Source organism: Paramagnetospirillum magneticum AMB-1 (genome assembly GCF_000009985.1).
GTDB classification, from domain to species: domain Bacteria; phylum Pseudomonadota; class Alphaproteobacteria; order Rhodospirillales; family Magnetospirillaceae; genus Phaeospirillum; species Phaeospirillum magneticum.
Genome location: NC_007626.1, coordinates 989,676 through 1,012,783, shown reverse-complemented (window position 1 = coordinate 1,012,783; position 23,108 = coordinate 989,676). Strand labels below are relative to the sequence as shown.

The following is a 23,108-nucleotide window of genomic DNA, read 5'->3' as shown; positions in this document are numbered from 1 at the left end:
GACGTACGCTGGGTTTTGCCGTTCCTTGGATTGACCGGTCGCCATCACGCTTTCATCGCCCTCGCAACTGGTTGTTCCTCGCGCTCTTTCTCAGGCGGCCTGTGCTGCCGGTTCGTGATAGAGGCCACCCTTGGCGAGGATGGCCCAGGCGGTGCGCGCCATCTTGTTGGCCAGGGCGACGGAGATCTGCCGTGCCGTCTTACCCCGCGCCATCATGCCCGCCAGCCATGTGCCTTGCTCTTTGCGCCGCCGCCATAAAGTGCCGGTGGCGCCGACCACCAGGAGCGACCGCAGATAGCGGTCCCCAGCCTTGGTGATCGGCCCCAGCACGGTTTTGCCACCGGTGGAATTCTGCGATGGCACCAGCCCCAGCCAGGCGGCGAAGTCTCGCCCCGTCTTGAAGCGCTTGGGATCGCCCATGGCGGCAACGATGGCGCTGGCGATCAGCGGGCCGATGCCGGGAATGGAGGCGACCCTCTGGCTGTCGGCGTCGTTACGGTGCCATCTCAGGATTTCGTGATCCAGCGCATCGATCTTGGAGTCGATCTCGCGCACATGCGCGGCCAGCATCGCCATGGCTTCACGAGCCGCCTGAGGCAATGCCGCATCCGGTGCGTCCAGCGCACAGACGACCAGCCTTGCCAGCCCACCTTGCCCCTCCGGTTCGATGATGCCGTATTCGGCAAAATGCGACCGCAGCGCATTGCCGAGCATGGTGCGCTGGGTCACCAACAGGCGGCGGGTGCGATGGAGCATCAGCACCGCTTGCGCCTCCTCGCTCTTGACCGGCACGAACTCCATGTGCGGCCGTGTCACCGCCTCGGCGATCGCCGCAGCGTCGGCTGCGTCGTTCTTCCGTCCTCGCTTGACATAGGGCTTGACCCGCGAGGGCGGGATCAGGCGCACCTCATGCCCCAGTTTGGCCAGCGTCCGCGCCCAATAATGGGCTGAGGCGCACGCCTCCATCCCCACCACGCAGGGCGACAGCTTGGCGAAGAACGTCACGACCTCGGAGCGGCGCAACTGCCGCCGGATCGTCACGGCACCGTCGCCATCGACCCCGTGGACCTGGAAAACCCGCTTCGCCAGATCAAAACCAATCGTGCTAACCTCGGTCATGGACGGCCCCCTTCAAATGGTGTGTCTCGACAACCACCATCTTGGCGCATTGCGACGCCGGTGAGCAGGGGCCGTCCACCCCATTAGATTTGACGCACGATGATCTGAACGCAAATCCCCGCATGGCTTGCGCCCAAGTTGCAATATTGCGAATCAGTTGCGGTAGCGACGTGAGTATTGGAGTGTGCCGCGCAAGTCACGGGGAAGAAATGGCCCTCACGGCTTAATTCAGACCGGTCCCCATGGCTGCTTTTCCAGATCAGCCCCCCCTGTCCCGGGCTTATTGCGTCCCTGAAACAAGCCCGATGGGATGCCGACGGCGGGAATCGGGGCACAGCAAGCCATCCGTCCGACCCTGTGCAGAATCGACGATCACATCAGTTCATCGGGGCGGCACTCTCGCCCAGAGCCATGACGAAGGCCGCATGCAGCCTCTTGATGGAGAATGGCTTTTTCAGGAAGCAATTGGCTCCGGCCGCCAAGGCCATTACCTCGGCGCTGTCGCCTTGCACCCCGGTGGCCACGATTATGGGAATGCTCGGGACAATCCCGTCCTGCCCGGCTCGGATGCGCCGGATACATTCAATGCCATCCATGCCCGGCATCATCCAATCCATGACGATAATGTCAGCACCGCCTTCACGCAGGACCTGCATAGCCTCGTTACCGTCCTCCGCCTCAACGACCTCCGTCACGCCGAACTGATGCAAGACGACCTTGATCAGCGTCCGCATTTGCGGCGAATCCTCGACGATGACTGCTCGCTTGCAACTGTGATGCATGGTCAAATTCCAGACTGTGATTGCTGCGTGGCGTCACGCAACAATTATAACAAGAACGGCAAATGGCATATATATATCTGGCAATACCAAGCGGAAGGTGAGCGCCGATCTTCACGGCATCTGCAGCAACACCAGCCTGGGCTGAATTAACCGAAATCGTACGCCCCGCCCATTAGCCGCTCCGGCGGCTCAGCCCCGCCCGCAGCAGCTTCGCCTCCATGGTCCCGACATCGAAAGCCCCCCCATCCCGAGGCACCATGTCCTCCAGCAGAATCGGGCAGGATCGGGGCAGTTCAATGGCGGTCGGCCGAATCTGCCCGGCCGCCTCGCGGACCTGCAGCCAGATATCTTCCATATCCAGATGACGCCGAAAGCCCGGCCGCCAGACGAGGGCCAGTTGGGATTGGGTGAAATCCAGGCGCTGCAATTGGCCGCGATCATCGTAGGCCGCAAGCTTCACCAGGGCCAGCAAGGCGCGAAAGATCCACCCGGCCGCCTGATCCACCTTCAAAGTCGCCCCGTCTTCGATCTCTTGAGCCAGCGCCTGGGGATCGAGCCCCGCCGGACAGGTGGCGACGGGCAGGCGCCGCAGCAGCGCCGCCTGATCGCGGCACCATCCCACCCAATCGGCATCACGGTCCGTGGTTGTCATTTGATCACGCCTTGCCGCAGGAAGCCCGCACCCGACCGAACCATCTATTTACCCTGCGCGGCGCCCTTCTGTCACCGCCCATGGAGATCACCTTCCCCCAGGCAACCATGAAATGGCGAAAACTCTCCGCGAATCTGATAAGACGTAATTCAAGACCTCATGTGATGGGATGGACGCGGCAAGTGACCAGGAAATGCGGAAAGCCGGTTTGCGACAATGCGGCCTCCTGTGCCGCGGACACGGAGCGGACGCCCCCCCCTTCCGCCACCAGGCGCGCCAAGGCCAGGACGCCGAAGCCCCGGCGAAGCGATCTTCAGGACGCCGGTCCGACGGACGCCGTACCCGCCCCACCGCCCCCCGCTCCGGCCGTCGAAGCCGCGCCGGCCGTGGCGACGGGTCCGTCCGTCAAAACCGGGCTGGGCGAGGTCCATTGGCAAAAGCGGGAGGAAGCGGGCATCTTGGATGGCCGCGAAAGCCTGTTCATCAAGATCTGGGACGCTATTTCCTCGTTCCGGACGCCCAAGGCGCCGGTCCGTCCGAAGACGCCGAAGAAACGGCCCGAAGCGGAACTTGACCCTTATGCCGATTTATTCGGCTAGATGTGAAGTCTCAGGAGGTTGCCCACTCGATCTGAACCATCCGGCTCCGGCCGTCACTCTGATGGAGATCGCCGAGGGCGACAGCTTTCATGATTCACTCCCCTTGAGAGCGTGTCATTGAACACTGATGGCGGAGTGATCACGTGACCGATTGAAACCAGGATTATGGGATCAGCCGAACCTGGGGGCGACCGCGGCCCCCCTCTATGCGGTAGCCAACGGGCTCAACACGCGCCTCGTCCGCCGGTATCAATTGCTTGACTGCTCTTGGAGATCGCGCACAATTCCGACAGGAGAGCGGTTTCGCCAATTCGCCCTCCCCCCGCGAGGCCGGCCGGACCGCCTTCGACAACCACCCGGTCGGCCATCTGCATTTTGGGAGAACGGTATGCGTCACTTTGGCCTATCTGCCGCCGCCAGTTCGTCACCGCTCCAGGCTCCGGTTTACATGGCTGGGTTTGACTGCCGCTTTCGCCGGTGCCATAATCGTCTGGGGCCGGCAGGGGGCAATCATTCGCGTCACCCGCCGCACCTTGCTCTACACCGAAACCGCCATGTCCAAGACACATCTCTTGATACCGGCAAAAACAGCATCGACAACAACCGCGACATGACCCGCTCCCACAGCTTCGTCCTCGACATCACACTCAACAACGATATCTCCAAAGTGGCGCAAACTCCTTCAAAGTCTCTCTCAGTCTTGATCACATCCTGGCACGCGAGGCGATCTAATCAGCACCAAACAACCCTGGAGGTCATTTGGCGTGTCGAATGACGGATTTTCGATCTCCGAAATCATAGAAATTTCCGAAAAAGCAGTTAGTGCGGGTGATTTCGTGCGTGCAATTAGACTGTACAGCGCGTGGATCGACATGAATCAATCTGATGATATGTTGTTTCTGGCGCATTTTTATCTTGGCGTTGCATATCGCAAGAATTATCAATTTGAACTTGCCGCCAGTTCGTTCAAAAACTCTTTGGACTTAAACAAAGAATTTATGAATTCTTACATTCTGATGCAATACTGTCAAATAATGGCAACCACCAACGACACACCCACTGGCGGGGCGAGCCAAGTTCCCGCATGCTCTCAAGATAAATTGTTTAAAGATATTGCTAAGTTACGGCGCAAATAAAATCAGAAGCGATAAAGCTCTGGCAGCCCCCGGCACATCGCAAGTCCTGTTAAGGGCTTGCAGCCCCCCCCCCCCCAGCCGCGATAAGACGAAGCCGTTTCCTCCCTTCCCGATGACGTCGAATCCCTGCGCCATATCATCGCCGGGCTGACCGGAAAGTTGGCGGCGGCGGCGGTCAGCACCTCTTCATCATCCCGCCCCTGTGGCTCACGTCGCTGTGTCGAGCGTGGCTGTCCCAGCACCAGGCAAGTCCGGCGCTCCTCTTTCTGTGCATTCGAGGCATTGGCGGTCATGGCTGTCCTGGTTTATCACTTCTTCATCAAGGCGGTGGGGATCTTGTTGTTTGCGGTGGAAATAGGATGGTTCGTGTTTCTGCCGTTCTGGAACGAGGCCAAGGAGTGGTGGAAACGTCGCGAAACCATCGGACGGTCACGGCGGTCCTTGCTGCCGGTGGGGTTCTTTGTTGCCACGCTTGTCCTGGCCCTGGTCCCGTGGCGCGCCCATGTCAGCGCGCCTGCCGTCATGAAAGCGGAACGCCATCTGGAGCTTTATGCCGCCAGCCCGGCCCGGATTGAACGCATCTTGATGGTGGAGGGAAGGCAGGTCGCCGAGGGTGAGTCCTTGGCGCTGCTATCCTCCCCCGATCTTGAGTATCGCCTGGCCCAGGTGGAGCGGCGAATCCTGGTCCTGGAATACGAACTGGCGTCGTTCTCATTCGATGCATCTTTCCGCGAGCGGTCCCAGGCCCTGCGCGAGGAATTGGAAACCGCCATCGCCGAGCGGGTCTCATTGCAGCGGGAGTTGGCCCGGCTTTCCGTCACAGCCCCCATGGCGGGCAGGGTCGTGGATATGATTCCCGATCTTCAGATCGGGCAGTGGATTTCTCCCAGGGAGCGCCTTGCCCAACTGGCAGGGACCGGAGCCTTGGCGGTCGAAGCCTTCGTGGCCGAAAGCGATGTGGGAAGACTTCGCATTGGGAACGAGGGGCGGTTTGTTGCCGATGACCCGGGCCGCCCCGACCTGCCGTGCAGGATTGCTACCATCGACAGCGGGGCCATCCGCAGCCTGACGGAACCGGTGCTTGCCTCGGTGGCTGGCGGCCCGATTCAAGTTCGCGCCAAGGACAAGTCATTGGTTCCCGATCAGGCCCTGTACCGGATTCGCTGTGTCGGCACCATCCCTGCACAGGCCACCCAGTTGCGAGGAATGGCTGTCCTGAAGGCCGAGCCGGAAAGTATAGCGGGTTTCATCCTGCGATCGGCAGCCGCGGCTCTGCTGCGGGAAAGCGGAATGTGATGGAAATACGCGGTCGCCGTAACGGTACGGGAGGCAACGGAGGCTTTCAGCCGTGCCTCTTTGGCGGAACGGTCCCGCAGCGATTGGTAATTCTGCCGCTTATGACCCAATGGGGTCATCGAGTGGAAAATTTTCTCAGACGCCATTTTAGCGACGGGGCGACCAACCCGATCCCACGCCAGGATCGGAATGGTCGCCTTTAAGCTGTTAGAACTTTATCGCGGTCCGCGCTCCGAAGATAAAGGTGTCACCGATCGGGGTGAACTGGCTCCCCGCCCCTGGGTTGGGGATATTGCCGCCGGGATGAATGACGTATTGCACGTCCGGCTGGATCGTCCACCAGGGGGTGATCTGCGCCTGATAGGTTACCTCGATGACAGTCTCGTAGTCCCGGACCGGTCGGGTTGGCTGGCCGTTGATCTGCCGGGTATCCCTATCCAGCCCCTGCAGACTCCCGCTGAGTTGCCCGTAGCCGACACCTAGCGCCAAGGTGTCCTCCTCACGGCCAGCGAACAGGCCCTTGTAGCTAATGCCGCCATCCAGATAGAAGGGCACCTGGTTGCGGTCCGAAGGCGAGACGCCGCCACGCAGGAACACGCCCAGCCCTTCTTCGGACCAGCGCTGCCCCTTGATCAGCATCTGGTCGATGACGAAATAGACGCCACCATTCCCCCGGACCGGATTCCCGATTCCGGTGGTGTTTCCGCTAGCCAGAGATTGACCAAGATTGTCGAAATGCTGGTCGTTGAAACGGGCGCTGTGATACCAAGCGCCCAGTTTGTAGGTTCCGGGAAGACCTTTTGAATTCTTCTCCTGGTTCACCGCATAGGCACCCTCGGTAATGTAGAATGTGCCGCGTGAGAAGCTGAAGGTGGTGCCGTCATGATTGCGCCACTGGGGGTCGCGGACGTCGAACTTGCCCGCAGGGTCGCCAGCGAAGGCCGCCGTCATCCAGGAGACTTCGTCCGTCAGGTTCAGCTTGACCCGAGCGCCCGGCGTCGGCATGGGGAAAGCGGCGCCACCACTGGGAAGATTGCCGGAAATTCCGAACGGGAAGCCGAAGGTGCTGTTGACGAAGACCGAGGACAGCTTGCTGACCACGAATTCATCATCGACCGCAAGCTGACCGAGCCGCACGCTGAGCATGTCATCGAACAGGACCTGCTGTCCCCAAAGGGTGAAGAGGCGACGGGACGGAATGGCCTCGATATTGCTGACCGGCATCAGGTTGCCGAGATTCTTGCCGCTGATCCGGCCACCATAAATCCACATGGCGCCCGCATGCAGGGTGGTTCCCTTGAGCTCGGCCATCTTCTCGAGATCGATATCGAGATCGAACTGCATCCGCCCCTGGCCCTTGCCGCCGTGGCTGACGCCGCCGTACGGATTGGCCAGCATTTCGTTGACCGAGGTGACGCCCAGTTGAACGCCCTTCTTGCACAGCTCGGTGCGGGCACCGCCGAAGCTGCCCAGCGCGGTGTCGCGTTCCCAGAACCCCGGAGGAGTTACCTCACAATCCCCGTCGGCCAGGGCGGGATGAGCCAAGGCCGTCAAGGACAGTAGCGAGACCACAACCAATCCAAAAGAAGTGCGCGATTTAGCGTCGCCGTTATATTTACGCTTATTCATGATATCCCCTTGGCATTCATCGGCAGGTGCTGCTCCCCGCGCCCATGCCGACCTATATTTCATAAACGGTGCCGGCATTACTTTCCGGCACCCTCAAACTTGAAGTCCCATTCCTGGGTGATGGGATCCCACCACTGAGAGACGCCCGTCTCCTTGTCGGTGTGGCGGTAGAAGTTATTGTGGACCGGCGCCTTGAGGGTGATAGTCACATGATAGGTGCCCGGTCCCGCCAGATTGATATTGCGGCCGTAATGGGGGCCGGTGACCGAGGTCATGGGCGGCAGCGGGCCGGCGGCCTTGAAGTCGCTGCCCGGCTTGGTCACCACATAGGACGCCGTCACATAGGGCAGCCACTCGCCCTTGCCAAAGCCGTTGGGGTTGTTCTTCAGGGCATGAACATCGGCCTGCAGATAGATATCGGCGTTGTCCGGGCCGTAGAGCTCATTCTTCGGCTCCACAACGATACCCTGATGATAGACGGCTGAGATTTTCATGCCGCCCTTTTCGACTTCGCCGATGGGGCGCTCGGCGGCACCGGCTGCGCCGGAAAGCATAAGGGCCGCGGCAGCGACGTAGGCCGTTTTCACGAGAGTGAGACGCATTATTACCTCTGGGTGTGATGTGTTCACGAAATCAAGACGCGGCAGGCATCGCCATGCCGGCCAGACCCGAAGAAGCGATCAGTAACCGCCCTTCTTGCCGGTGCTGCCCACATAATCGAAGTCCCATTCCTGGGTGATGGGCGCCCACCATTCAGCGACACCCGTCTCCTTGCTGACATGGTGGCCCATGCCATTGGCCGAGGGCGGCTGAAGAGTGAACACCACATGATAGGTGCCCGGCCCGGCCATCTTGACGTTACGGCCGTAATGGGGGCCGTCATTGGCGACCATGGCGACCAGCGGGCCGGCATCCTTGAAGTCGCTGCCCTTCTTGGTCAGGACATAGGATGCATTCATGTAGGGAACCCATTCGCCCTTGCCCAGGCCGTTGGGATTGCCCTTGAGGGCGTGCACGTCCGCTTCCAGGTGGATATCGGCGGTGTGGGGGCCGCAGATATCATTCTCCGGATCCATCAGGACCGCCTGGAGATAGACGCCGGCAATCTTCATCCCGGCCTTCTCGACCGGATCGCCAATGCGGATCTCTCCGGCGGTCGCGGCACCAGACAGCAGGACCACGGCCATGGCCGCCGTAGCCACGCTGGAATACTTGGAAAAAACCATGCTTACCTCCGTTGGAAATGTGAGTTTGGAAAGTCGCCACAAGGCGTTTTACTTCATGAGACCGAAGATTGCCGGCCACCAGCCGAGGCCGACCGCCAGCGTGCCGATAAGGCCAGGCAACAGCGGCAGCCAGCGGCGCGAGGCCGCGACCCCCTGGCGGGCGAGGATGCGTTCGCCCAGGCGGATGCTCCACAGCAGTCCGATCACGAAGAGCAAGCCCTTCGCCCCATGGACACCATCGATCCCCAGCGGGGTATAGGCGATGGGTTCGAACAACTTGCCGCCAAGACCGATGATCAGTGAGACCATGGCCACCGGAGTGTATTGGTAGCCCAATTCGGTGAAACGGCTGCCAAAGGTGCCATCGCCTCCCGCCCGTCCCGCCAAAGCGGACGAGCAGGATGTGAACGCCGCCAGAACGACGGCCAGCAGCACCATGCAGCCCGTCATGAAGCCGGTGATCATCACGAAATCGAGCCAAAGGAAAATTTCGTTCCGTTCGGGATGAACGCTCATCAGCCAAGCCGGTCCGGGCTGCCCCATCCAGGTCAGGCCGTTGTGAATGCTCCACACCCCTAGACTTTGCCGCATCTTCTGGAAGATCGGCAGAACCAGCCACAGAAAGCCACCCAGGGCGATGCCGGTCCCGAGGAACAAGAACCACACCTCCACCGGATTGGCGTGATGATCGCGAATTCGCTCGATCTCTTTCCCGGGCTTGCGGAATTCCAGGTGGACCCCACCCTTGGCCGATGGATTGACGCAGCGGAAGCATTCGATGCAGTGCCGCGATTCCGTCTTGCGAGAGATATCAATCAGGGTGGGGCATACACCTCGGTCGGTGTATCCCTCTGTGGTTGACTTTCGGGTCCAGGGTGCGAACTCCACCGCTCCCAGACGCGAGAACACGCCCAGCAGCAGGCCGATTGGGCAGGCGTGCCTGCACCAAGCGCGTTTCTTGGAACCGAACAGCCAGCCGATGATGATCGCGGCCAGCATGGTGCCGCCGAAGACCTCGGCCGCGGCCTCGGGATGGTCGCGCACCCCCACCGTCTGACCGATAATGGTGACGATGAGGAAGCTTACCACCGGCGTTCCTTCCCAGCTCAGCCAGCGGGGAATCTTAAACTTCGGTCCATAGGCGTTGGCCTTCTCGGCCGCCGCCCCCATGGGGCAAAGCAAACCGCACCATGACCGTCCGGTGACGATCACCGACATGAACACCAGCGGAAACCACAATCCCCACAATAGGTAATTGGTAAAGGTGGTGTAATGGGTCAACGGCGTGGCGTTGCCCGGAGGATCGGGTAGAAAAACCGGCACGAGGATGATGCCGAGAAAGACCAGGAACATGGCCGCATGGACCCATGACAGCCATGTGCGATTGCGGACGAAGAACTCTTCGACAGCCGCCGCGACCTTCCGTGCCGAAACTGGGCGCACCGACGCCTTGGTCCGAACCTCGTCGAAAGATTTATTGTTCACGCTGCCCTCGCGGCTCGTTTCTTGAATTGCAGAACAAGGATGCCGACCAGCAGGGGCACGACCAGGATGGCCTGGGCCGTGGCACCCTCGAGGGTGGGGAACAGGCCAAGCCAATCGACGCTCGGCCACCCCTCCAGCGGAGTGATGGGAAGCACCTTAGCGTTCTGCAACTCGACCACGCCCTTGCCGGCGAACGCCACCGCCAAGTAGTAGAGCAGTCCGGCGGTCACCCCGAAGAACACACCCAGGGGCAGACGGATGGACATCACGTTCATGGTCACGTAGAGGGCTCCCAGAGCCACGCAGGCAGCGCCGAGTCCCGCCAACAGCGCCGTCATCTGGCCCGGCTCGCCGGAAGCCAGGGCGATATAGAACAGCACCGTCTCGGCCCCTTCCCGATAAACCGCCAGGAAGGCGGCGAAGCCCAGGGCGAACAGGCGGCCGCCCGACAGGGCCGAACTGATTTGCTCCTTGACGTAGCTCTGCCAGCGGGCGGCCTCGCGCTTGGCGAACAGCCAGTACGAGCAATAGAACAGCACCACCGAGGCCAGCAGCATGGTGCAGCCTTCAAACAATTCCTTGCCCTGGCCGCTGACATTGATCAGGGCCGACACCACCCATGCGGTCACCAAACTGGCGATCACCGCCCAGCCAACCCCGTGATAGACCACCTTGACCTTCTCCGGAGCGGAACGCTTGAGATAGGCGGCCAGGGAGGTGATCACCAGCATGGCCTCGAAGCCCTCGCGCACCAGGATCAGGAAAGACTGAAGGAACATGCTCCAGAACCCTCCCCCCTTGGGGGCCATCCGCGACGGAACGACGGCCAGATTGGCGCGCAGCGAGGCCCAGCCCGCCTTCACCACCTCCGGAGAGTCGCCCTGGCGGATCTTTCCGATGAGTTGGCCGAACTGCCCCTCCAGACCGATTTTCCACGAGGCATCGACCATGCCGATCGCACCTTCCAGGCCACTGGCCTCGAAGGAATCGAAGTAAAGATCAGACATGGCATCGGCAGTGGCGGCCTTGCGCTCGGGGGCATAGGCGGCGATGGCGGCATCGCCGCCCTCAAGGATCAAGGAGATGGTGGCGGGGACGTCCACCGTCTTCGCCGAGGCGGGCAACGCGGCGAGGACCACCATGGTGATGGCCAGAATTATGTGGCGAATCATTTTTTTCCCTCATTTCCATCGGGATTCACTTTGGCGGCATCGAGTGCCTTGCCGTCTTTGCGCAACTCCCTGCGCAGCGTCTCGGCCAGGGCGGACACGTCGCCGGTTCCGGGCTTGCTTGCTGCCTTGCGGAGATTGTTGAACATCTCTTCCACATCGGCAGTATGGGAGATGCCGAAGTTGGAGCGCTCGGCGATCTCCATCTTCTTTTCTTCGAAGGTGCCGAAATAGGCGGTGTGGAACGCCGCCTTGGCGTCCTCGATCTTGCCTGCCTTGGCAAAGGTTTCGACCTTGGTAACCTCTGTGCAAACTTCCTCGGCGATTCCAGCCCAATAGCCCCCGGCTGCCCATGCCGAGGCTGATACGAGGAGCAGGGCAGTGCACATTCCACTCGACCAGGTCCACTTCATCTGGAACCCTCCCTTAATGAGTTTGCTAATGACTCGAATTAGATGTGGGTATAGTCGAATGAAGGCTGATAGTGCAAGTGATTCTCTCTCGCATTTCCGGCAAAATGACGAGCCTAGGAGCAGGCGAAGATGGGCAAACGCCACTCTCCTCACATGTCAGCGTATGGCCGCTTTCGAGCGCATCGAGGTGCCGGGGCCGGTCAAGTGAGCCCCGCCCGTCGCCGGTGCTGCATCATGGCGGTGTGCGAGCGGTTGGCTGTGCCGGAGCGCCGGACTTGCCTGGTGCAGGGGCAGCCACGCTGGATACAGCGACGTGAGCCACAGGGGCGGGATGATGAAGAGGCGCTGACCGCCGCCGCCAACTCTCCGGTCAGCCCGGCGATGATATGGCGCAGGGATTCGACGTCATCGGGAAGGGAGGAAACGGCTTCGTTTTATCGCGGCTGGGGGGGGGGGCGGTCAGTCTGCAAGCCCTTAACAGGACCTGCGATGTACCGGAGGCTGCAAGATCAACGTGATAATTCTTGCGATATGCACCGCCAAGATAAAAATGCGCTAAAAACAACATCTCGTCAGATTGATTTATGTCAATCCGCATCATGTTATGTGTTTTTCAGATCAACTCGGCTTCCGCGTATCCTGAGATGCGAATAAAAACGCCATTACAATAGGTCATTCGCCCCTGAAGGTCCGTCTTGCTGACGATGATCTCATTGTCACGGAAGCTGTGTCCATTGCCGCTAATGCAGATGGCCATGCTGATAGCCTCCCTTGACAGGCCCTCGGCTATGAGCCTTTGTTACGTTAGTCATATCACCTGCGGATGGCTTGGCACAATCTGCTCGCTGAGCGGCACCAGAACTACCTGGGGCCAAAAGCCACTGTAGGGAGGGGAAAATGGAAGCCAGTGGTGCCGCTCGAGGCGCAATCCCTGAGTGGACCCCCGAGATGTCCGTGGGTAATGACACGCTGGACTCCGACCATAAGGCATTTTTTGACATTGCTCGGCTGCTTTACGATTCGCTCGCCGATAAGCGGGATCAGGGCTTGATCATCGCCAGCACTCTCTTGATCCTGGAAGAGTATGTGGATGGGCATTTCCTTCGCGAGGAAAAGGCGCTGAAAGCGGTCGGCTATACGCAACTCTCGGAACATCACCATAAACACCGTAAGTTTCAAGCCAGGGTGAGGGCGATTTCCGAAACCTATCAAAGTGGGACCAAGTCAGCGGCGGACGACCTTCCCGACCTCGTTGTCAAATGGCTCACTCACCACATCCTCAATGAGGACATGCAGTATAAGCGGTGGATAAGAGATTCCGCCGTGGATCCTCGTCCTCTCGCCCTCCTGGCCGCGGAAGCCGCAGGATAGTGCTCACCAAACACTCAGCCTATCAGCCGCGACAAATCGTAAGACTCTGGCCGATGGGCGGAAATCCGCTGAATAGCGGCACTTGATAAAATCGGGCATTGCGAACGAGGCGTGTCCAGAACGTCCATTCCATGAGCACCGAGACATTCCCGCCGAACGAGGTCTTGGGCATTATGACGCGAGCCCGCCACACACACATCAACGCCTTGGCCTTCATGGCCACCCCGGCCGAATAGTAACGCGTTGCCGGCGGCTGCAGATGCAAGTAACGTCGTTGCCATTTGCGGGAAGCCCTGGGGGCATTCTTGGCCATGGCGCTACACAGCCCCCCGTTCCTCGGCACCACCGAAGTGGTGCGCCCTCTGCCTGAGCGTCGCGCCTCACATACAAGGCACGACGCTCGAGATTTCAGCCAGATCATGCCTCGTATGGTCAGCTCACTTTTGACGCGATCCTGGCCACGTGCAGAGTTTTTCGGCACATCACCACAGACAGCCTCATGGCGTTCCGTCTTCCATGGCCTGATGGTCGATTGCGCACTTCATTTATTGTGTAGCGGATGGACGCAATCAATGCATCCCGCAATGGCTTCAATGGTTCTCTCGAGAGAACCGCCATCAAAAGCAATTCCGTCAATTTTTCAAGCTTGTCTGGCGCCTCTATATGTGACAAATGCCTAACTGTATCTACAAAGCATTGATCAAGTGCGCTTTTGGTCTGTTCTGAGTTCGAATTCATGGTCCATTTGTTCGCATTGTTTATTTGATGAGGCCGCGTTTGGCGCGAATTTTTGGTTAATCCTTGAAAATCTGTTCCTCATGGATCCGCCGCAATGCCTCCTCAATATGATCGGCAACGGCGGGATTCTCGGCCAATTGCATCAGAGATTTGCCCCCAAACCTCTCCTGCGGCTCCGTCAACCAGATGCAGGCATTATCCTCATCGCCGAACACATGGTTCGCCAAAAGGGTTAAACGGTGGGCTCGGCCGACACTGATCCCGGTCAGCACAGGTTGCGGCGGTTCGGGCGTGACTGTCTCAACGATGCCCTGTGGGTCATCTCCGACGAGAATCTGGCGGATCTTGGCGACGATCTCCGCCAGTTTCGCCTCTCGATCAGGTTCGCTATCCACCGTGATCATCATCGTCCAATAGGCTCCAAGCGCGTCTCAAAACCCTTGTTCGTCCAGACTTTCGCATTATCTACTGGGCCGGCCATCAACTGACAAGGTGCTAAGCGTGGACGAAATTGTTACCGCCAACGAACGGGCGGAATTGATGGCCAATTTGGCCATCCAGGTTGCTCTCAGCCGCCAGCCCAAGGCCCCGACCACCTGCAGGGAAGCCTTCTTACTGGCCAGCATGCTGGCATATCCGGCGTCACCGGATGTCGGTGCGCCCAAATGGGAATTCCGCGTGGTGAGCCTCAACAAGTGGTCGGCCTCATGGGGCCGTTATAAAAGCCAGGTTCCTCACACACCGGATTTGCCGGTCGGTCACATTTCTTGGATCTCCATGCAACCCTTATCCCAGCCTCAGGTCGCGGGCTGGAATTCCTCATGGCGCCGAAGCATCGCCCATATGATCCGGGCGTTCTTGTTGGCGACGGCGACAATTGCCCGGTTCGCCCCGCGACGCTCTCGCAGCGCATTGATCCATTGGCTGAACGGGTCACTCCGTCTCGCGGCCACCCGCACCACGGCTCTCGCGCCATGAACGAGCAAGGTTCGCAGGTGCTGATCGCCGCGCTTGCTGATCCCCATCAGAATCTATCGACTGCCACTGGAATGCTGTCGTGGGACAAGCCCCATCCAAGCGGAAAGGTGTCGGCCATTCTTAAACTCCTTGCCATCTCCGACCGCCGCGATCACGGCGGTGGCCGTTTTGGGGCCGACGCCAAAGATGCGGGCGATCCGTTGACAAGCCGCATTCGCGCGGAAGATCTCCCCGATGCGACGGTCGAACGCTTTGATCCGCTGGTCGATCTGACCAAGAAACTCGTGGAGTTCCGTGATGGTTTCCCGAGCCATGGTGGTCAAACCGTTGTTCGGATCGGAGATGATCTCGGGGATGGCGCGCCGGGCTCGAGTGATCGAAGCACCGATCGCGAAGCCACGGTCCAGCAGGAGGCCGCGCATCGGCATCCGCCCCGTGCAGTTGGAACACGCTCTTCTCCAGATCGATACCCATGTATGTGATCGTCATGATCTCCTCCAACATCTGATGCGCCCCTTTGCAAGCGTTGCCGCTTGGGGGGAGAGACGTCCATCCCATTAAGTGGAAGGCCAAGTATGGCGGGCTCGACGTGTCGGAAGCCCGGCGGCTGAAAGCGCTTGAGGACGAGAACGCCCAGCTGAAGAAGCTGCTGGCGGAATCCATGCTGAACGAGGCCGCGCTCCGCGATCTGCTGGGAAAAAAATGGTGAGGCCCGCCGCCAAGCGAGAAGCTGTCGCCCATCTGCGAAGCCAATTCGAGATGAGCGAGCGTCGGGCCTGTGCGGTGATCGCGGCGGATCGCACCATGATCCGCTACCGTTCGGTTTGGCCCGACGACAAAGCGCAGCGGATTGCCCAAGGCATCGACGATGGCGTGGATCTTGGTGGTCAGCCCGCCGCGCGAACGCCCGATCGCACGAGCTTCAGGCCCCCTTTTTTGCCCGCCGCATGTTGGTGCGCCCGGACGATGGTCGAGTCGATCATGACGTATTCGAAGTCGGGGTCGTCAGCCATCATGGCGAAAAGCCGATCCCATACACCGTCCTTGGACCAGCGGGAAAAACGGATGAACGCGCTGTTCCAATTGCCGAAAAAATTCGGCAGATCACGCCAAGGCGAACCCGTTCGGGCCAGCCATAGCACAGCTTCCAGGAAAAGGCGGTTATCCGCACCAGTCCTGCCGGGATCGCTGCGCTTGCCCGGCAAATGCGGCGCCATCCGATCCCACTGATGATCCTTTAAGATCAAACGGACCCCGCTCATTCAAGCCTCCTTCTCGAAAAGGAGTTTGAATCAGATTTTGGGGGCCGTGGGAATCTGGAGGGTTCTCTGAGGTCCGGCCAAGGAGGCGCCAGCCCCAAAGGAGCCGGACCTCTGAGAAGCCGGATTGAACGAAACCGCGGGACGCGGACGAGGTCTATGGGGATTTGACCATGGCGGTGGGCATGGCTGGCGCCATCCGCGCGGAGAAGCCGGCCGACGGAACGCACACGGGCGTGGTGATGGGTGCTGCAATGGCGACGGCGGTGGCCCGGAGGTGGCGATCAGCGGCAGTCGTGGTCGCCGTGATGGCCGAACGGACGTGAATTGGGCGAGCAGCGGCGACGCCGACGGCCACCGTCGGTGTAATCGCGGTCACGAGGGACGGAAGCAGAGCGACGGTCATGACGTGTCGATCCGGTGGTTGGCATGGCCGGCCGGCGATCGGGGGATGGGTGCGAGCGGCGCCATGGTGCCGCCGCAGCATGGGCAGCGGCGGAGGTCGTGGCCAGTGAGACGGTGATGGCGATCACGGTAGTCATCCGGGGTGCCGGCCACCGCGATCGGCGGCGTCGGCACGGCCAGCAGGCGGCGGCAGGTTTCCAGCTTGGCGGCGCGGCGCCCATTGGCGAGAAAGCCGTAATGGCGGATGCGGTGGAAGCCGTCGGGGAGGACGTGGAGCAAGAAGCGGCGGATGAATTCTCCGGGCTTCAGCGTCATCACCTTCTGCTTGTCGTGATGGCGATAGTCCTTCCAGCGGAAGCTGACACCCCCATCCTCGATTCCGCTCAATCGGCTGTTGGCGATGGCAACCCGGTGGGTATAGCGACCGAGATAGGCCAGCACTTGCTCGGGTCCGCCGAACGGGCGCTTGGCGTAAACTACCCAGTTCGCCTTGCGCAGCGGCGCAAGGTAGCGGGTGAAACCGGCGGGTTCGGCGAGGGCAGCGAGGTCGGAGAAGAAGGCGAGCGCGCCGGCCTGGAATGCCGCCGTCAGCTGTTCCAGAAATAAGCGACGGAACAGCCGGGACAGCACCTTGACCGGCAGGAAGAAGCCGGGGCGGCAGGCGACCCAGCGTTGACCATCCGGGGATAGGCCGCCGGCCGGCACCACGCAGTGGAGATGGGGATGGTGCTGCAACGCCTGTCCCCAGGTATGCAGCACGGTGATGAAACCGAGCTCGGCGCCAAGATGCTTGGGATCGGCGGCAATGGTGCGCAGCGTCTCGTTGGTGGCCTTGAACAGGATGTCGTAGACCACCGCCTTGTTGTGGAATGCGACGACGGCGATCTCGGCTGGAACGGTGAAGACGACATGGAAGTAGGGCACCGGCAGCAACTCGGCCTGACGGTCGGCCAGCCACTGGGCGCGCGCCAAGCCCTGACACTTGGGGCAGTGCCGGTTGCGACAGGAATTGTAGGCGATGCGCACCAGCCCGCACGCGCCGCAGGACTCGCTATGACCGCCCAACCGCGCCGTCCGGCATGCCTCGATCGCCGCCATCACCCGGCGTCGGCCGCGATCAAGATGCCCGTCCTGGGCCGCCCGCCATGCACTACCGAAGCGGCGGAACACCGTCCGCCACCTCCAATCCCCCGGCCATGGCTGGCATCTCAGGACGGCGGCACCACCATCAGGTCGAGACCGTCAAGCGGACTTGTTGTCTTGGCGATCATCGCGTTGGATACCTGGGTGTAGCGCGCCGTCGTCGATAGGTTGTTGTGGCCGAGCAGCACCTGGATGATGCGGATGTCAGTGCCCGCCTCCAGCAGATGGGTGGCAAAGCTATGGCGCAGGGTATGGACAGTGACGCGCTTGTCGATGCCGGCCGCAACGCAGGCCGAACGGCAGGCCGAATTAAGCACGGTCGGCTCGATCGGCTTGTCCTCGCGGCCGGGAAACAGCCAATGCTCCGGCCTCGCCAGCGGCCAATAGGTGCGCAGAATACCAAGCAACTGCGCCGACAACATGACGTAGCGGTCCTTGCGCCCCTTGCCCTGCTCTACCCGGATCACCATCCGGCCGCTGTCGATGTCGGCGAGTTTGAGCGCCACCACCTCCGACACCCGCAGCCCAGTGGCATAAGCCGTGGTCAGCGCCGTGCGATTCTTCAGGCTGGGGACCGCCTCCAGGAACCGCACCACCTCGTCGGCGCTCAGCACTATCGGCAACCGCCGCGGCTGGCGGGCATAGACAATCCGCTCCGGAATCTCCGGGCACCGCAACGTCACCCCATAGAAGAACCGCAACGCCGCCACGAACTGATTGAGGCTGGCCCACGAGATACCCTGCGACACCAGGTGGACCTGCCAAGTGCGCACATCATCATGGTCGAGCCGATCGGGCGACCGATTGAAGAATCGGCTGAACTTCGAAACCGCATGAAGGTAGGATCGTTGTGTCGCCGGTGACAGATTGCGGACGGTCATGTCCTCGATCATACGGCGACGCAGAGGGCTCATCTCGGCCATCGGGGGCCTCCTGTCTGTAGGGTGGTCGGGAAACCAACCCTGTCAGACGGGGGCCTTTGCCGTCACATCAGGCTCCAATATCGCCGTAGCGATTTCGTTCAATCCTGAATGTCAACGCCCTCTAGCAGTGCGCAAGCGCCGCACCCGGCGCAAGGCCATCGGCACCCGGGCGCCGATCTTGGTTGAGGCCAAGCCCAATGCCCGCTGGTCGCTGGTCGCTGGTCGCTGGATTTTATCCATGATCAGTTGGAGAATGGACGGCGTTTCCGCGTGCTCAATATCGTCGATGACGTGACGCGGGAATGTTTGGCATCGGTTCCCGACACATCGATCTCCGGCGTGCGGGTAGCCCGCGAACTGGCGGCGCTGATCGCCAGACGGGGAACGCCGGGGATGATCGTCTCCGACAACGGCACCGAACTGACCTCCAATGCCGTGCTGAAATGGACGCAGGACCATTGCATACAATGGCACCACATCGCTCCCGGCAAGCCCATGCAAAACGGCTACAGCGAGAGCTTCAATGGCCGGATGCGCGATGAACTGCTCAACGAGACGGTCTTCACCAGCATGGCACAGGCTCGCGCCGTCATTGTCGCCTGGGTGGCCGACTACAACACCGCCAGGCCGCATTCAGCCCTGGGATACCAAACCCCGGCGGCTCACGCCGCCAAACTCAAGGCAATGGGGTCGGCCTCTCCGCCCCTCCGGGGCTCCAAGCCCGACCCCATTGCTCACCCCGCGCCAGACGGCGTAATTTTGGCCGAGACTCTACTTTCAGCCGGATGAAAGTTCCAAGGCAGGTCACGTGCGGCGTATTCCGGGGCGACGAGAGGGTAATCCCTGGGCAAAGCCCACTTGGCCCGGTACTCGTCGGCAGTCAGCCCATGCCCAGTCGTGAGGTGTCGCTTAAGCACCTTTTGCCGATCACCACATTCCAAACAGACAATGTAATCGGGGGTCACCGACCGCTTCACTGAAACGGCAGGTTGCTGCCGTTCAGCCGGTGCTGAAGCAGGGTTGTCCGTAGCGGCTAAAGTCGAATAAACGGACTTGATCAGGGTTGGGATTTCAGTGGCCGCCAAGGTGCTGCTGCTCAGGTAGGCGGCCACAATCTTAGCGGTCAGAGCCTTGATGTCATCGGCCATTGATGGTGTCCTTGAGGCTCTTTCCGGCGGTGAATTTGGCAGACTTGCTGGCCGCGATGGTGAGGGTCTTGCCAGTCTGCGGATTCCTGCCTTCACGTGCAGGACGGGCAGAAACCGAGAAAGACCCGAAGCCAACAAGACGCACGTCATCGCCCGATTTCATGGCGGCGGTGATGGCTTCGAATACAGCGTCGATGGCACTTGCCGCGTCGGCCTTGGTCATGTTGGCACCATCGGCAACGGCGGCGATCAATTCGGACTTGTTCATTTGCCCCTCCCTACGAAAAGTATGGCTATAACGAATGGCACGACGAATAGGTATCGTCAACCAAACGGGTTTACTCATGCGTCGGCAAGGTAAACAGGAAATTCGAGCCGCCAGAAAGTGATTGCTCGACCCAAATCTCGCCCCCGTGCCGCTCGACAATCTTCTTGCAGACAGAAAGACCTATTCCTGTTCCCTCGTATACCTCTCGGGTATGAAGTCGCTTGAAAAGCAGAAAAATTCGGTCGAAGTATTCTGGTGCGATCCCGATACCATTATCTTGAACAGAGAAGACCGCCTTCCCATCATTGAGGCGAACAGCTACGGCGATGTGGGGCCTTATCCCCTCTGTTCGATATTTGATGGCATTCCCAATTAGATTTTGGAAAAGCCGATCTAACTGGTGACCGTCCCCACCTGGACACCTTGGATGATCATCTCCACACCATCAAAGACGACTTCAACATCAGCCAAGGCACGCAGCTTTCCAGCATTCATCACATGGATGATGCTGATTGTCGTAACCGTGACTGATGCGGTGTCCGTGGTCGGATTTGCGTTCAAGATTTTCACCATATGGGCGAGAAGTTCATCCTGTACGTCTTGATGGCACAGGGCGAATGCGATAGCGTTTCATGGTGGCATTCCCCCAATGCGGCCACATCTGGATGGACCATCCCCCGTAACCCAAATCCATCCAGCACGATCCGGCGGTGGAGTTCTCGCCAGTGCGCCACCGCCGATCTGCTTTATGGTTCGTTCCGCATCACAGGAATGGCCACGAAGAACTCCTGATCATTCAAAGTTCCAACGGACACCATCAGCGTCTCATGCTGGTTCACCAACCGGGCATGGGGCACACCATCGACCGCCGTCCAAAGTCGGGATACCTCCCAGACTTTCCGGGTCTGGTCGTTGGCCTTCATGAATCGATCCCCGACTTGGATGGGGGGAGTTTTTCGCCCGAATATCGCCATTGTCGTCTGATCAGCCTACCTGCGTTCAGCCTGCTGTATCGCGGATCACTTGGATTTGTCCAAAGAACTTTCGATCCTCAGATAGCATGTGCTTTGCCACCACGTCATAGGCCAGGAAATTGAACAGGTCACCCAAGGCAAGTTCGCCGGATGTGAAATTTGCCACCAATTCCCCGGCACGGTCGATCAGCCCCTTGTGGGTTTGGGCATGTTCATCAGCACCGGAATATCCTATCGAGCGGAAAACTGCTTCTTCATCCCGGAAATGATCCAGAAGGTCCGCAACAAGTGCTTCGATCTGAGGCGCCACCTCATCGGTTGGTCGCTCTCCGATGACCGCTGTCAGCAAATTATTTGCGTGTTCGAATAGATTTCGGTGCTGCGTGTCGAGCAATGCATGGCCGGACTCGTAGGTGCTCCTCCAGACCAGACGTAGAAACGAGAGATCGAGAAGCTCTGCTTCATCGGCTTCATCAGCCTCGCAGGCATCGGTTACGACTCGGTTCCTCCCACCTTCCTTTGCCGCGTAAAGGGCTGCATCAGACCGGCATAGCCATGATTCCCAGGATTCATTTTCTCGGTATTCGGCGACGCCAAAACTGGCTGTAACATGCCCGATGCCTTGAAATTCGTAAGCCATGATTGCCTTGCGAATTCGTTCTGCAAGCAGGATTGCGATCATCAGCCCACTGTTCGGGGTGACTATCACGAATTCCTCTCCGCCCCAACGACCGAGTAAATCGGTGGAACGCATACACTTTTGGGCGATGTCGCAAAATGTTTTTAGAACTTCGTCTCCAGCGGCATGGCCGTGGCCGTCATTGACCCGCTTGAAGTGGTCGAGATCGATGAAAATCAGCGAAACAGGGTGTCCATATCGTGTCTTACGGAGCATTTCCTGCTGGGCTGATTCCTCAATCCTACGACGGCTCCATGTGCCCGTCAGATTGTCATGCTGAGCCAATTGCTCCAGTTCTTCTCGGGCGGCAACAAGTTCGGCATTCGATGCGGCGAGTGCCTCAACAGCTTTGGTCAGTTCCAGGTTCAAAATTTCGAGTTCGTGGCTGCGTTCGGCCAGATGCTGTTCCGCGATTTTGCGTTCTGTGATGTCAGAAACGACGCAGACCAGACCCGCACGCCCATCTTTGTAAGCGGGCATGTGACGGGCGGTCAGTTGCCCCCAGAACGCAGTGCCATTTGACCGCCAATAATGGCGTTCCAGGTTGACGTTGGCCCGATCCTGGACCAGATGATCCGCCATGTTCTTTCGGGCTGTTTCCTGCTCTACGGGATCGACCAGATCGACGTATTCCATGCCAACCAGCAATTCCAATGGCATCATGAACATTTCCGCCATCCGTTGGTTGGCCGCACCAATCCGGCCACTGGAATCGATGGTGAAAATGGCCACACTGGAATTGTCGAAAATCAGCCGCAGCAGCCCCTCCTTGTCACGAAGGGTTTCCTCGGCTTCACGTCGTTCAGTGATGTCCGTGTACAGCGTGATGAATCCGCCGCTCGGCAGTGGCTGGCCTGAAATCTCCAGAATGGTTCCATCAGGCCGAACACGCTCGAACTGGTGTGGCTTCATCGCCATGGCTCTCTGGACAACCTGCCCAGCGAGTTCCTCTGGGTCACCTGGACCGTATTCACCGCGTCGTGCGTTGAACATGGCAAGGGATTTCATGGAGGGCAGGCTGCCTTCAAACAATTGGTCAGGGAAATCCAGCAGCCGTCTGAACAGGCCGTTGCAGGCAATCATTTCCAGATTCTGATCGAACAGCGTTACGCCGCACGGAAGGTGATCGATGATCGACTGGATGATGTGGCGGCATTCTGGAGAACTGGCGAGCATCAGCAAGCCGCCAATGCCATCTCCATCGCCCGGTGCGGTCGTCGGATCATTTATCATTGAAACGTCCGAGCTTGGCTCAATTTAGCAACGCGGATGCCAAGGCCGTGTCCTCCTGGTGCAGTCGGATGATCATTTCAGGGATCAAAACGTCCAGAATGGTGCGGGCTTCGTCCAGGTCGGAATTGTCGCAGATTGCAGACTGAAGCCGTTTGAAAGTTCTCCGGGCTTCATTATGGGTAGCCATATGTCGAGCCCGGTTATGTTGACCTGCGATCCGCTCAAATAGGGCTTCTTCACTGGCAAGGTGCTCAAATGCTGCTTCGAGGAATTCTCCAACCGAAATCTGGGAGGCTTCCAACATCCGAGCTTCAACCGCCAAGGCAACGGCATCAAGCAGATGAAACAGGTGCCGATGAGATGCATCCATCTCAGGAACACCCAAAATCATCGAATCTTGCCACCGAAGACGCATGGCACCCCACCTATGGAAATTCCATTAAAAGTGTGGCGGAATTGTCGCCATTAGGTCAATCAGCGGAA

General features: G+C 59.7%; 25 protein-coding genes and 5 pseudogenes. 6 read left to right on the top strand and 24 right to left on the bottom strand.

Annotated elements, in window-relative coordinates:
• Positions 1–90: 90 nt before the first annotated feature.
• The 3 genes from AMB_RS04860 to AMB_RS04850 form a co-directional block, all read right to left on the bottom strand.
• Positions 91–1,119 carry an IS110 family transposase gene (locus AMB_RS04860; RefSeq protein WP_011383386.1) on the bottom strand — a complete coding sequence of 343 codons (1,029 nt, stop codon included), beginning with the start codon at positions 1,117–1,119 and terminating at the stop codon, positions 91–93.
• Between the two features lie 377 nt (positions 1,120–1,496).
• Positions 1,497–1,853, bottom strand: coding sequence for a response regulator (locus tag AMB_RS04855; RefSeq protein ID WP_050750629.1), 357 nt, complete (start codon positions 1,851–1,853; stop codon positions 1,497–1,499).
• 220 nt (positions 1,854–2,073) lie between these two features.
• On the bottom strand, positions 2,074–2,553 hold the full coding sequence (locus tag AMB_RS04850; protein WP_008621838.1) for a hypothetical protein: 480 nt from the start codon (positions 2,551–2,553) through the stop codon (positions 2,074–2,076).
• A gap of 386 nt (positions 2,554–2,939) precedes the next feature.
• On the opposite strand from AMB_RS04850, the gene AMB_RS04845 reads away from it, so the two are divergent.
• From AMB_RS04845 to AMB_RS04840, 3 genes are all read left to right on the top strand, one after another.
• Positions 2,940–3,152 carry a hypothetical protein gene (locus AMB_RS04845; protein WP_043743460.1) on the top strand — a complete coding sequence of 71 codons (213 nt, stop codon included), beginning with the start codon at positions 2,940–2,942 and terminating at the stop codon, positions 3,150–3,152.
• Between the two features lie 764 nt (positions 3,153–3,916).
• Positions 3,917–4,288, top strand: a complete 372-nt coding sequence (locus AMB_RS23935) for a tetratricopeptide repeat protein (RefSeq protein ID WP_011383382.1) — start codon at positions 3,917–3,919, stop codon at positions 4,286–4,288.
• A 291-nt stretch (positions 4,289–4,579) separates the two neighbouring features.
• The gene (locus AMB_RS04840; protein WP_011383380.1) at positions 4,580–5,584 is read left to right on the top strand and encodes an efflux RND transporter periplasmic adaptor subunit; all 1,005 of its coding nucleotides are present in this window, start codon (positions 4,580–4,582) and stop codon (positions 5,582–5,584) included.
• Between the two features lie 207 nt (positions 5,585–5,791).
• On the opposite strand, the gene AMB_RS04835 is transcribed toward AMB_RS04840, so the two are convergent.
• From AMB_RS04835 to AMB_RS24885, 7 genes are all read right to left on the bottom strand, one after another.
• Entirely contained in the window at positions 5,792–7,213 is a 1,422-nt protein-coding gene (locus AMB_RS04835; protein WP_158303924.1) for a carbohydrate porin, read from the bottom strand.
• Positions 7,214–7,290: 77 nt separating this feature from the next.
• Positions 7,291–7,707: an iron transporter gene (locus AMB_RS04830; protein ID WP_231848977.1), complete on the bottom strand. Its 417-nt coding sequence runs from the start codon at positions 7,705–7,707 to the stop codon at positions 7,291–7,293.
• Positions 7,708–7,893: 186 nt separating this feature from the next.
• A complete protein-coding gene (locus AMB_RS04825; RefSeq protein ID WP_011383377.1) occupies positions 7,894–8,439 on the bottom strand; it encodes an iron transporter in 546 nt (181 codons plus the stop codon).
• A 48-nt stretch (positions 8,440–8,487) separates the two neighbouring features.
• The gene (locus tag AMB_RS04820; RefSeq protein ID WP_148207295.1) at positions 8,488–9,792 is read right to left on the bottom strand and encodes a 4Fe-4S binding protein; all 1,305 of its coding nucleotides are present in this window, start codon (positions 9,790–9,792) and stop codon (positions 8,488–8,490) included.
• A gap of 128 nt (positions 9,793–9,920) precedes the next feature.
• Positions 9,921–11,096 carry an FTR1 family iron permease gene (locus AMB_RS04815; RefSeq protein WP_011383375.1) on the bottom strand — a complete coding sequence of 392 codons (1,176 nt, stop codon included), beginning with the start codon at positions 11,094–11,096 and terminating at the stop codon, positions 9,921–9,923.
• Positions 11,093–11,506 (bottom strand): hypothetical protein, encoded by a 414-nt coding sequence (locus AMB_RS04810; protein ID WP_011383374.1) that lies wholly within the window; start codon positions 11,504–11,506, stop codon positions 11,093–11,095. Before AMB_RS04810 ends, AMB_RS04815 begins: the two co-directional genes overlap by 4 nt.
• 613 nt (positions 11,507–12,119) lie before the next feature.
• Positions 12,120–12,263 carry a hypothetical protein gene (locus AMB_RS24885; RefSeq protein WP_197531978.1) on the bottom strand — a complete coding sequence of 48 codons (144 nt, stop codon included), beginning with the start codon at positions 12,261–12,263 and terminating at the stop codon, positions 12,120–12,122.
• 140 nt (positions 12,264–12,403) lie between these two features.
• On the opposite strand from AMB_RS24885, the gene AMB_RS04805 reads away from it, so the two are divergent.
• Positions 12,404–12,877, top strand: coding sequence for a bacteriohemerythrin (locus tag AMB_RS04805; protein WP_011383373.1), 474 nt, complete (start codon positions 12,404–12,406; stop codon positions 12,875–12,877).
• Positions 12,878–12,899: 22 nt separating this feature from the next.
• Here the strand turns inward: AMB_RS04805 and AMB_RS24880 are convergent, their stop codons facing one another.
• From AMB_RS24880 to AMB_RS26290, 3 genes and pseudogenes are all read right to left on the bottom strand, one after another.
• Positions 12,900–13,190, bottom strand: coding sequence for a hypothetical protein (locus tag AMB_RS24880; protein WP_148207294.1), 291 nt, complete (start codon positions 13,188–13,190; stop codon positions 12,900–12,902).
• A 481-nt stretch (positions 13,191–13,671) separates the two neighbouring features.
• A complete protein-coding gene (locus tag AMB_RS04800) occupies positions 13,672–14,022 on the bottom strand; it encodes an MbcA/ParS/Xre antitoxin family protein (protein WP_008621834.1) in 351 nt (116 codons plus the stop codon).
• 390 nt (positions 14,023–14,412) lie between these two features.
• Positions 14,413–15,051: pseudogene (locus tag AMB_RS26290) on the bottom strand (IS110 family transposase); the annotation flags it as partial.
• 104 nt (positions 15,052–15,155) lie between these two features.
• Between AMB_RS26290 and AMB_RS24875 the strand changes: the two are divergent.
• Positions 15,156–15,442 (top strand): annotated as a pseudogene (locus tag AMB_RS24875) (transposase); the annotation flags it as partial.
• Here the strand turns inward: AMB_RS24875 and AMB_RS04785 are convergent.
• The 4 genes and pseudogenes from AMB_RS04785 to AMB_RS04775 all read right to left on the bottom strand — a co-directional run.
• A pseudogene (locus tag AMB_RS04785) lies at positions 15,413–15,855 on the bottom strand (IS5 family transposase); the annotation flags it as partial. The pseudogenes AMB_RS24875 and AMB_RS04785 overlap by 30 nt on opposite strands.
• Before the next feature lie 154 nt (positions 15,856–16,009).
• Positions 16,010–16,258, bottom strand: a complete 249-nt coding sequence (locus AMB_RS24870) for a hypothetical protein (RefSeq protein WP_011383368.1) — start codon at positions 16,256–16,258, stop codon at positions 16,010–16,012.
• A pseudogene (locus AMB_RS04780) lies at positions 16,255–17,455 on the bottom strand (IS91 family transposase). The gene AMB_RS24870 and the pseudogene AMB_RS04780 overlap by 4 nt, the downstream one beginning before the upstream one ends.
• A gap of 10 nt (positions 17,456–17,465) precedes the next feature.
• On the bottom strand, positions 17,466–18,323 hold the full coding sequence (locus AMB_RS04775; RefSeq protein ID WP_011383366.1) for a tyrosine-type recombinase/integrase: 858 nt from the start codon (positions 18,321–18,323) through the stop codon (positions 17,466–17,468).
• Positions 18,324–18,444: 121 nt separating this feature from the next.
• Between AMB_RS04775 and AMB_RS04770 the strand changes: the two are divergent.
• Positions 18,445–19,112: pseudogene (locus AMB_RS04770) on the top strand (integrase core domain-containing protein); the annotation flags it as partial.
• On the opposite strand, the gene AMB_RS04765 reads toward AMB_RS04770, so the two are convergent.
• The 7 genes from AMB_RS04765 to AMB_RS04740 form a co-directional block, all read right to left on the bottom strand.
• Entirely contained in the window at positions 19,058–19,471 is a 414-nt protein-coding gene (locus tag AMB_RS04765; protein WP_011383364.1) for a MucR family transcriptional regulator, read from the bottom strand. The pseudogene AMB_RS04770 and the gene AMB_RS04765 sit on opposite strands and share 55 nt — an antisense overlap.
• On the bottom strand, positions 19,461–19,739 hold the full coding sequence (locus AMB_RS04760; RefSeq protein ID WP_008621826.1) for an HU family DNA-binding protein: 279 nt from the start codon (positions 19,737–19,739) through the stop codon (positions 19,461–19,463). Before AMB_RS04760 ends, AMB_RS04765 begins: the two co-directional genes overlap by 11 nt.
• A gap of 70 nt (positions 19,740–19,809) precedes the next feature.
• Positions 19,810–20,100: a sensor histidine kinase gene (locus AMB_RS23925; RefSeq protein WP_231849064.1), complete on the bottom strand. Its 291-nt coding sequence runs from the start codon at positions 20,098–20,100 to the stop codon at positions 19,810–19,812.
• A 32-nt stretch (positions 20,101–20,132) separates the two neighbouring features.
• Positions 20,133–20,300, bottom strand: coding sequence for a hypothetical protein (locus AMB_RS04755; RefSeq protein ID WP_162470165.1), 168 nt, complete (start codon positions 20,298–20,300; stop codon positions 20,133–20,135).
• A gap of 185 nt (positions 20,301–20,485) precedes the next feature.
• Positions 20,486–20,662, bottom strand: coding sequence for a hypothetical protein (locus tag AMB_RS04750; protein WP_231848976.1), 177 nt, complete (start codon positions 20,660–20,662; stop codon positions 20,486–20,488).
• 76 nt (positions 20,663–20,738) lie between these two features.
• Positions 20,739–22,625 (bottom strand): diguanylate cyclase, encoded by a 1,887-nt coding sequence (locus AMB_RS23160; protein ID WP_231848975.1) that lies wholly within the window; start codon positions 22,623–22,625, stop codon positions 20,739–20,741.
• Positions 22,626–22,644: 19 nt separating this feature from the next.
• Positions 22,645–23,040 carry a bacteriohemerythrin gene (locus tag AMB_RS04740; RefSeq protein WP_043743454.1) on the bottom strand — a complete coding sequence of 132 codons (396 nt, stop codon included), beginning with the start codon at positions 23,038–23,040 and terminating at the stop codon, positions 22,645–22,647.
• Between the last annotated feature and the right edge of the window lie 68 nt (positions 23,041–23,108).

Bases quoted from the DNA above. Each gene is read 5' to 3' on its own strand.
- AMB_RS04860 (WP_011383386.1), bottom strand. From the start codon at position 1,119: ATGACCGAGGTTAGCACGATTGGTTTTGATCTGGCGAAGCGGGTTTTC.
- AMB_RS04855 (WP_050750629.1), bottom strand. From the start codon at position 1,853: ATGCGGACGCTGATCAAGGTCGTCTTGCATCAGTTCGGCGTGACGGAG.
- AMB_RS04850 (WP_008621838.1), bottom strand. From the start codon at position 2,553: ATGACAACCACGGACCGTGATGCCGATTGGGTGGGATGGTGCCGCGAT.
- AMB_RS04840 (WP_011383380.1), top strand. From the start codon at position 4,580: ATGGCTGTCCTGGTTTATCACTTCTTCATCAAGGCGGTGGGGATCTTG.
- AMB_RS04835 (WP_158303924.1), bottom strand. From the start codon at position 7,213: ATGAATAAGCGTAAATATAACGGCGACGCTAAATCGCGCACTTCTTTT.
- AMB_RS04830 (WP_231848977.1), bottom strand. From the start codon at position 7,707: ATGAAAATCTCAGCCGTCTATCATCAGGGTATCGTTGTGGAGCCGAAG.
- AMB_RS04825 (WP_011383377.1), bottom strand. From the start codon at position 8,439: ATGGTTTTTTCCAAGTATTCCAGCGTGGCTACGGCGGCCATGGCCGTG.
- AMB_RS04820 (WP_148207295.1), bottom strand. From the start codon at position 9,792: ATGTTCCTGGTCTTTCTCGGCATCATCCTCGTGCCGGTTTTTCTACCC.
- AMB_RS04815 (WP_011383375.1), bottom strand. From the start codon at position 11,096: ATGATTCGCCACATAATTCTGGCCATCACCATGGTGGTCCTCGCCGCG.
- AMB_RS04810 (WP_011383374.1), bottom strand. From the start codon at position 11,506: ATGAAGTGGACCTGGTCGAGTGGAATGTGCACTGCCCTGCTCCTCGTA.
- AMB_RS24885 (WP_197531978.1), bottom strand. From the start codon at position 12,263: ATGGCCATCTGCATTAGCGGCAATGGACACAGCTTCCGTGACAATGAG.
- AMB_RS04805 (WP_011383373.1), top strand. From the start codon at position 12,404: ATGGAAGCCAGTGGTGCCGCTCGAGGCGCAATCCCTGAGTGGACCCCC.
- AMB_RS24880 (WP_148207294.1), bottom strand. From the start codon at position 13,190: ATGGCCAAGAATGCCCCCAGGGCTTCCCGCAAATGGCAACGACGTTAC.
- AMB_RS04800 (WP_008621834.1), bottom strand. From the start codon at position 14,022: ATGATGATCACGGTGGATAGCGAACCTGATCGAGAGGCGAAACTGGCG.
- AMB_RS24870 (WP_011383368.1), bottom strand. From the start codon at position 16,258: ATGACCGTCGCTCTGCTTCCGTCCCTCGTGACCGCGATTACACCGACG.
- AMB_RS04775 (WP_011383366.1), bottom strand. From the start codon at position 18,323: ATGGCCGAGATGAGCCCTCTGCGTCGCCGTATGATCGAGGACATGACC.
- AMB_RS04765 (WP_011383364.1), bottom strand. From the start codon at position 19,471: ATGGCCGATGACATCAAGGCTCTGACCGCTAAGATTGTGGCCGCCTAC.
- AMB_RS04760 (WP_008621826.1), bottom strand. From the start codon at position 19,739: ATGAACAAGTCCGAATTGATCGCCGCCGTTGCCGATGGTGCCAACATG.
- AMB_RS04750 (WP_231848976.1), bottom strand. From the start codon at position 20,662: ATGAAGGCCAACGACCAGACCCGGAAAGTCTGGGAGGTATCCCGACTT.
- AMB_RS23160 (WP_231848975.1), bottom strand. From the start codon at position 22,625: ATGATAAATGATCCGACGACCGCACCGGGCGATGGAGATGGCATTGGC.
- AMB_RS04740 (WP_043743454.1), bottom strand. From the start codon at position 23,040: ATGCGTCTTCGGTGGCAAGATTCGATGATTTTGGGTGTTCCTGAGATG.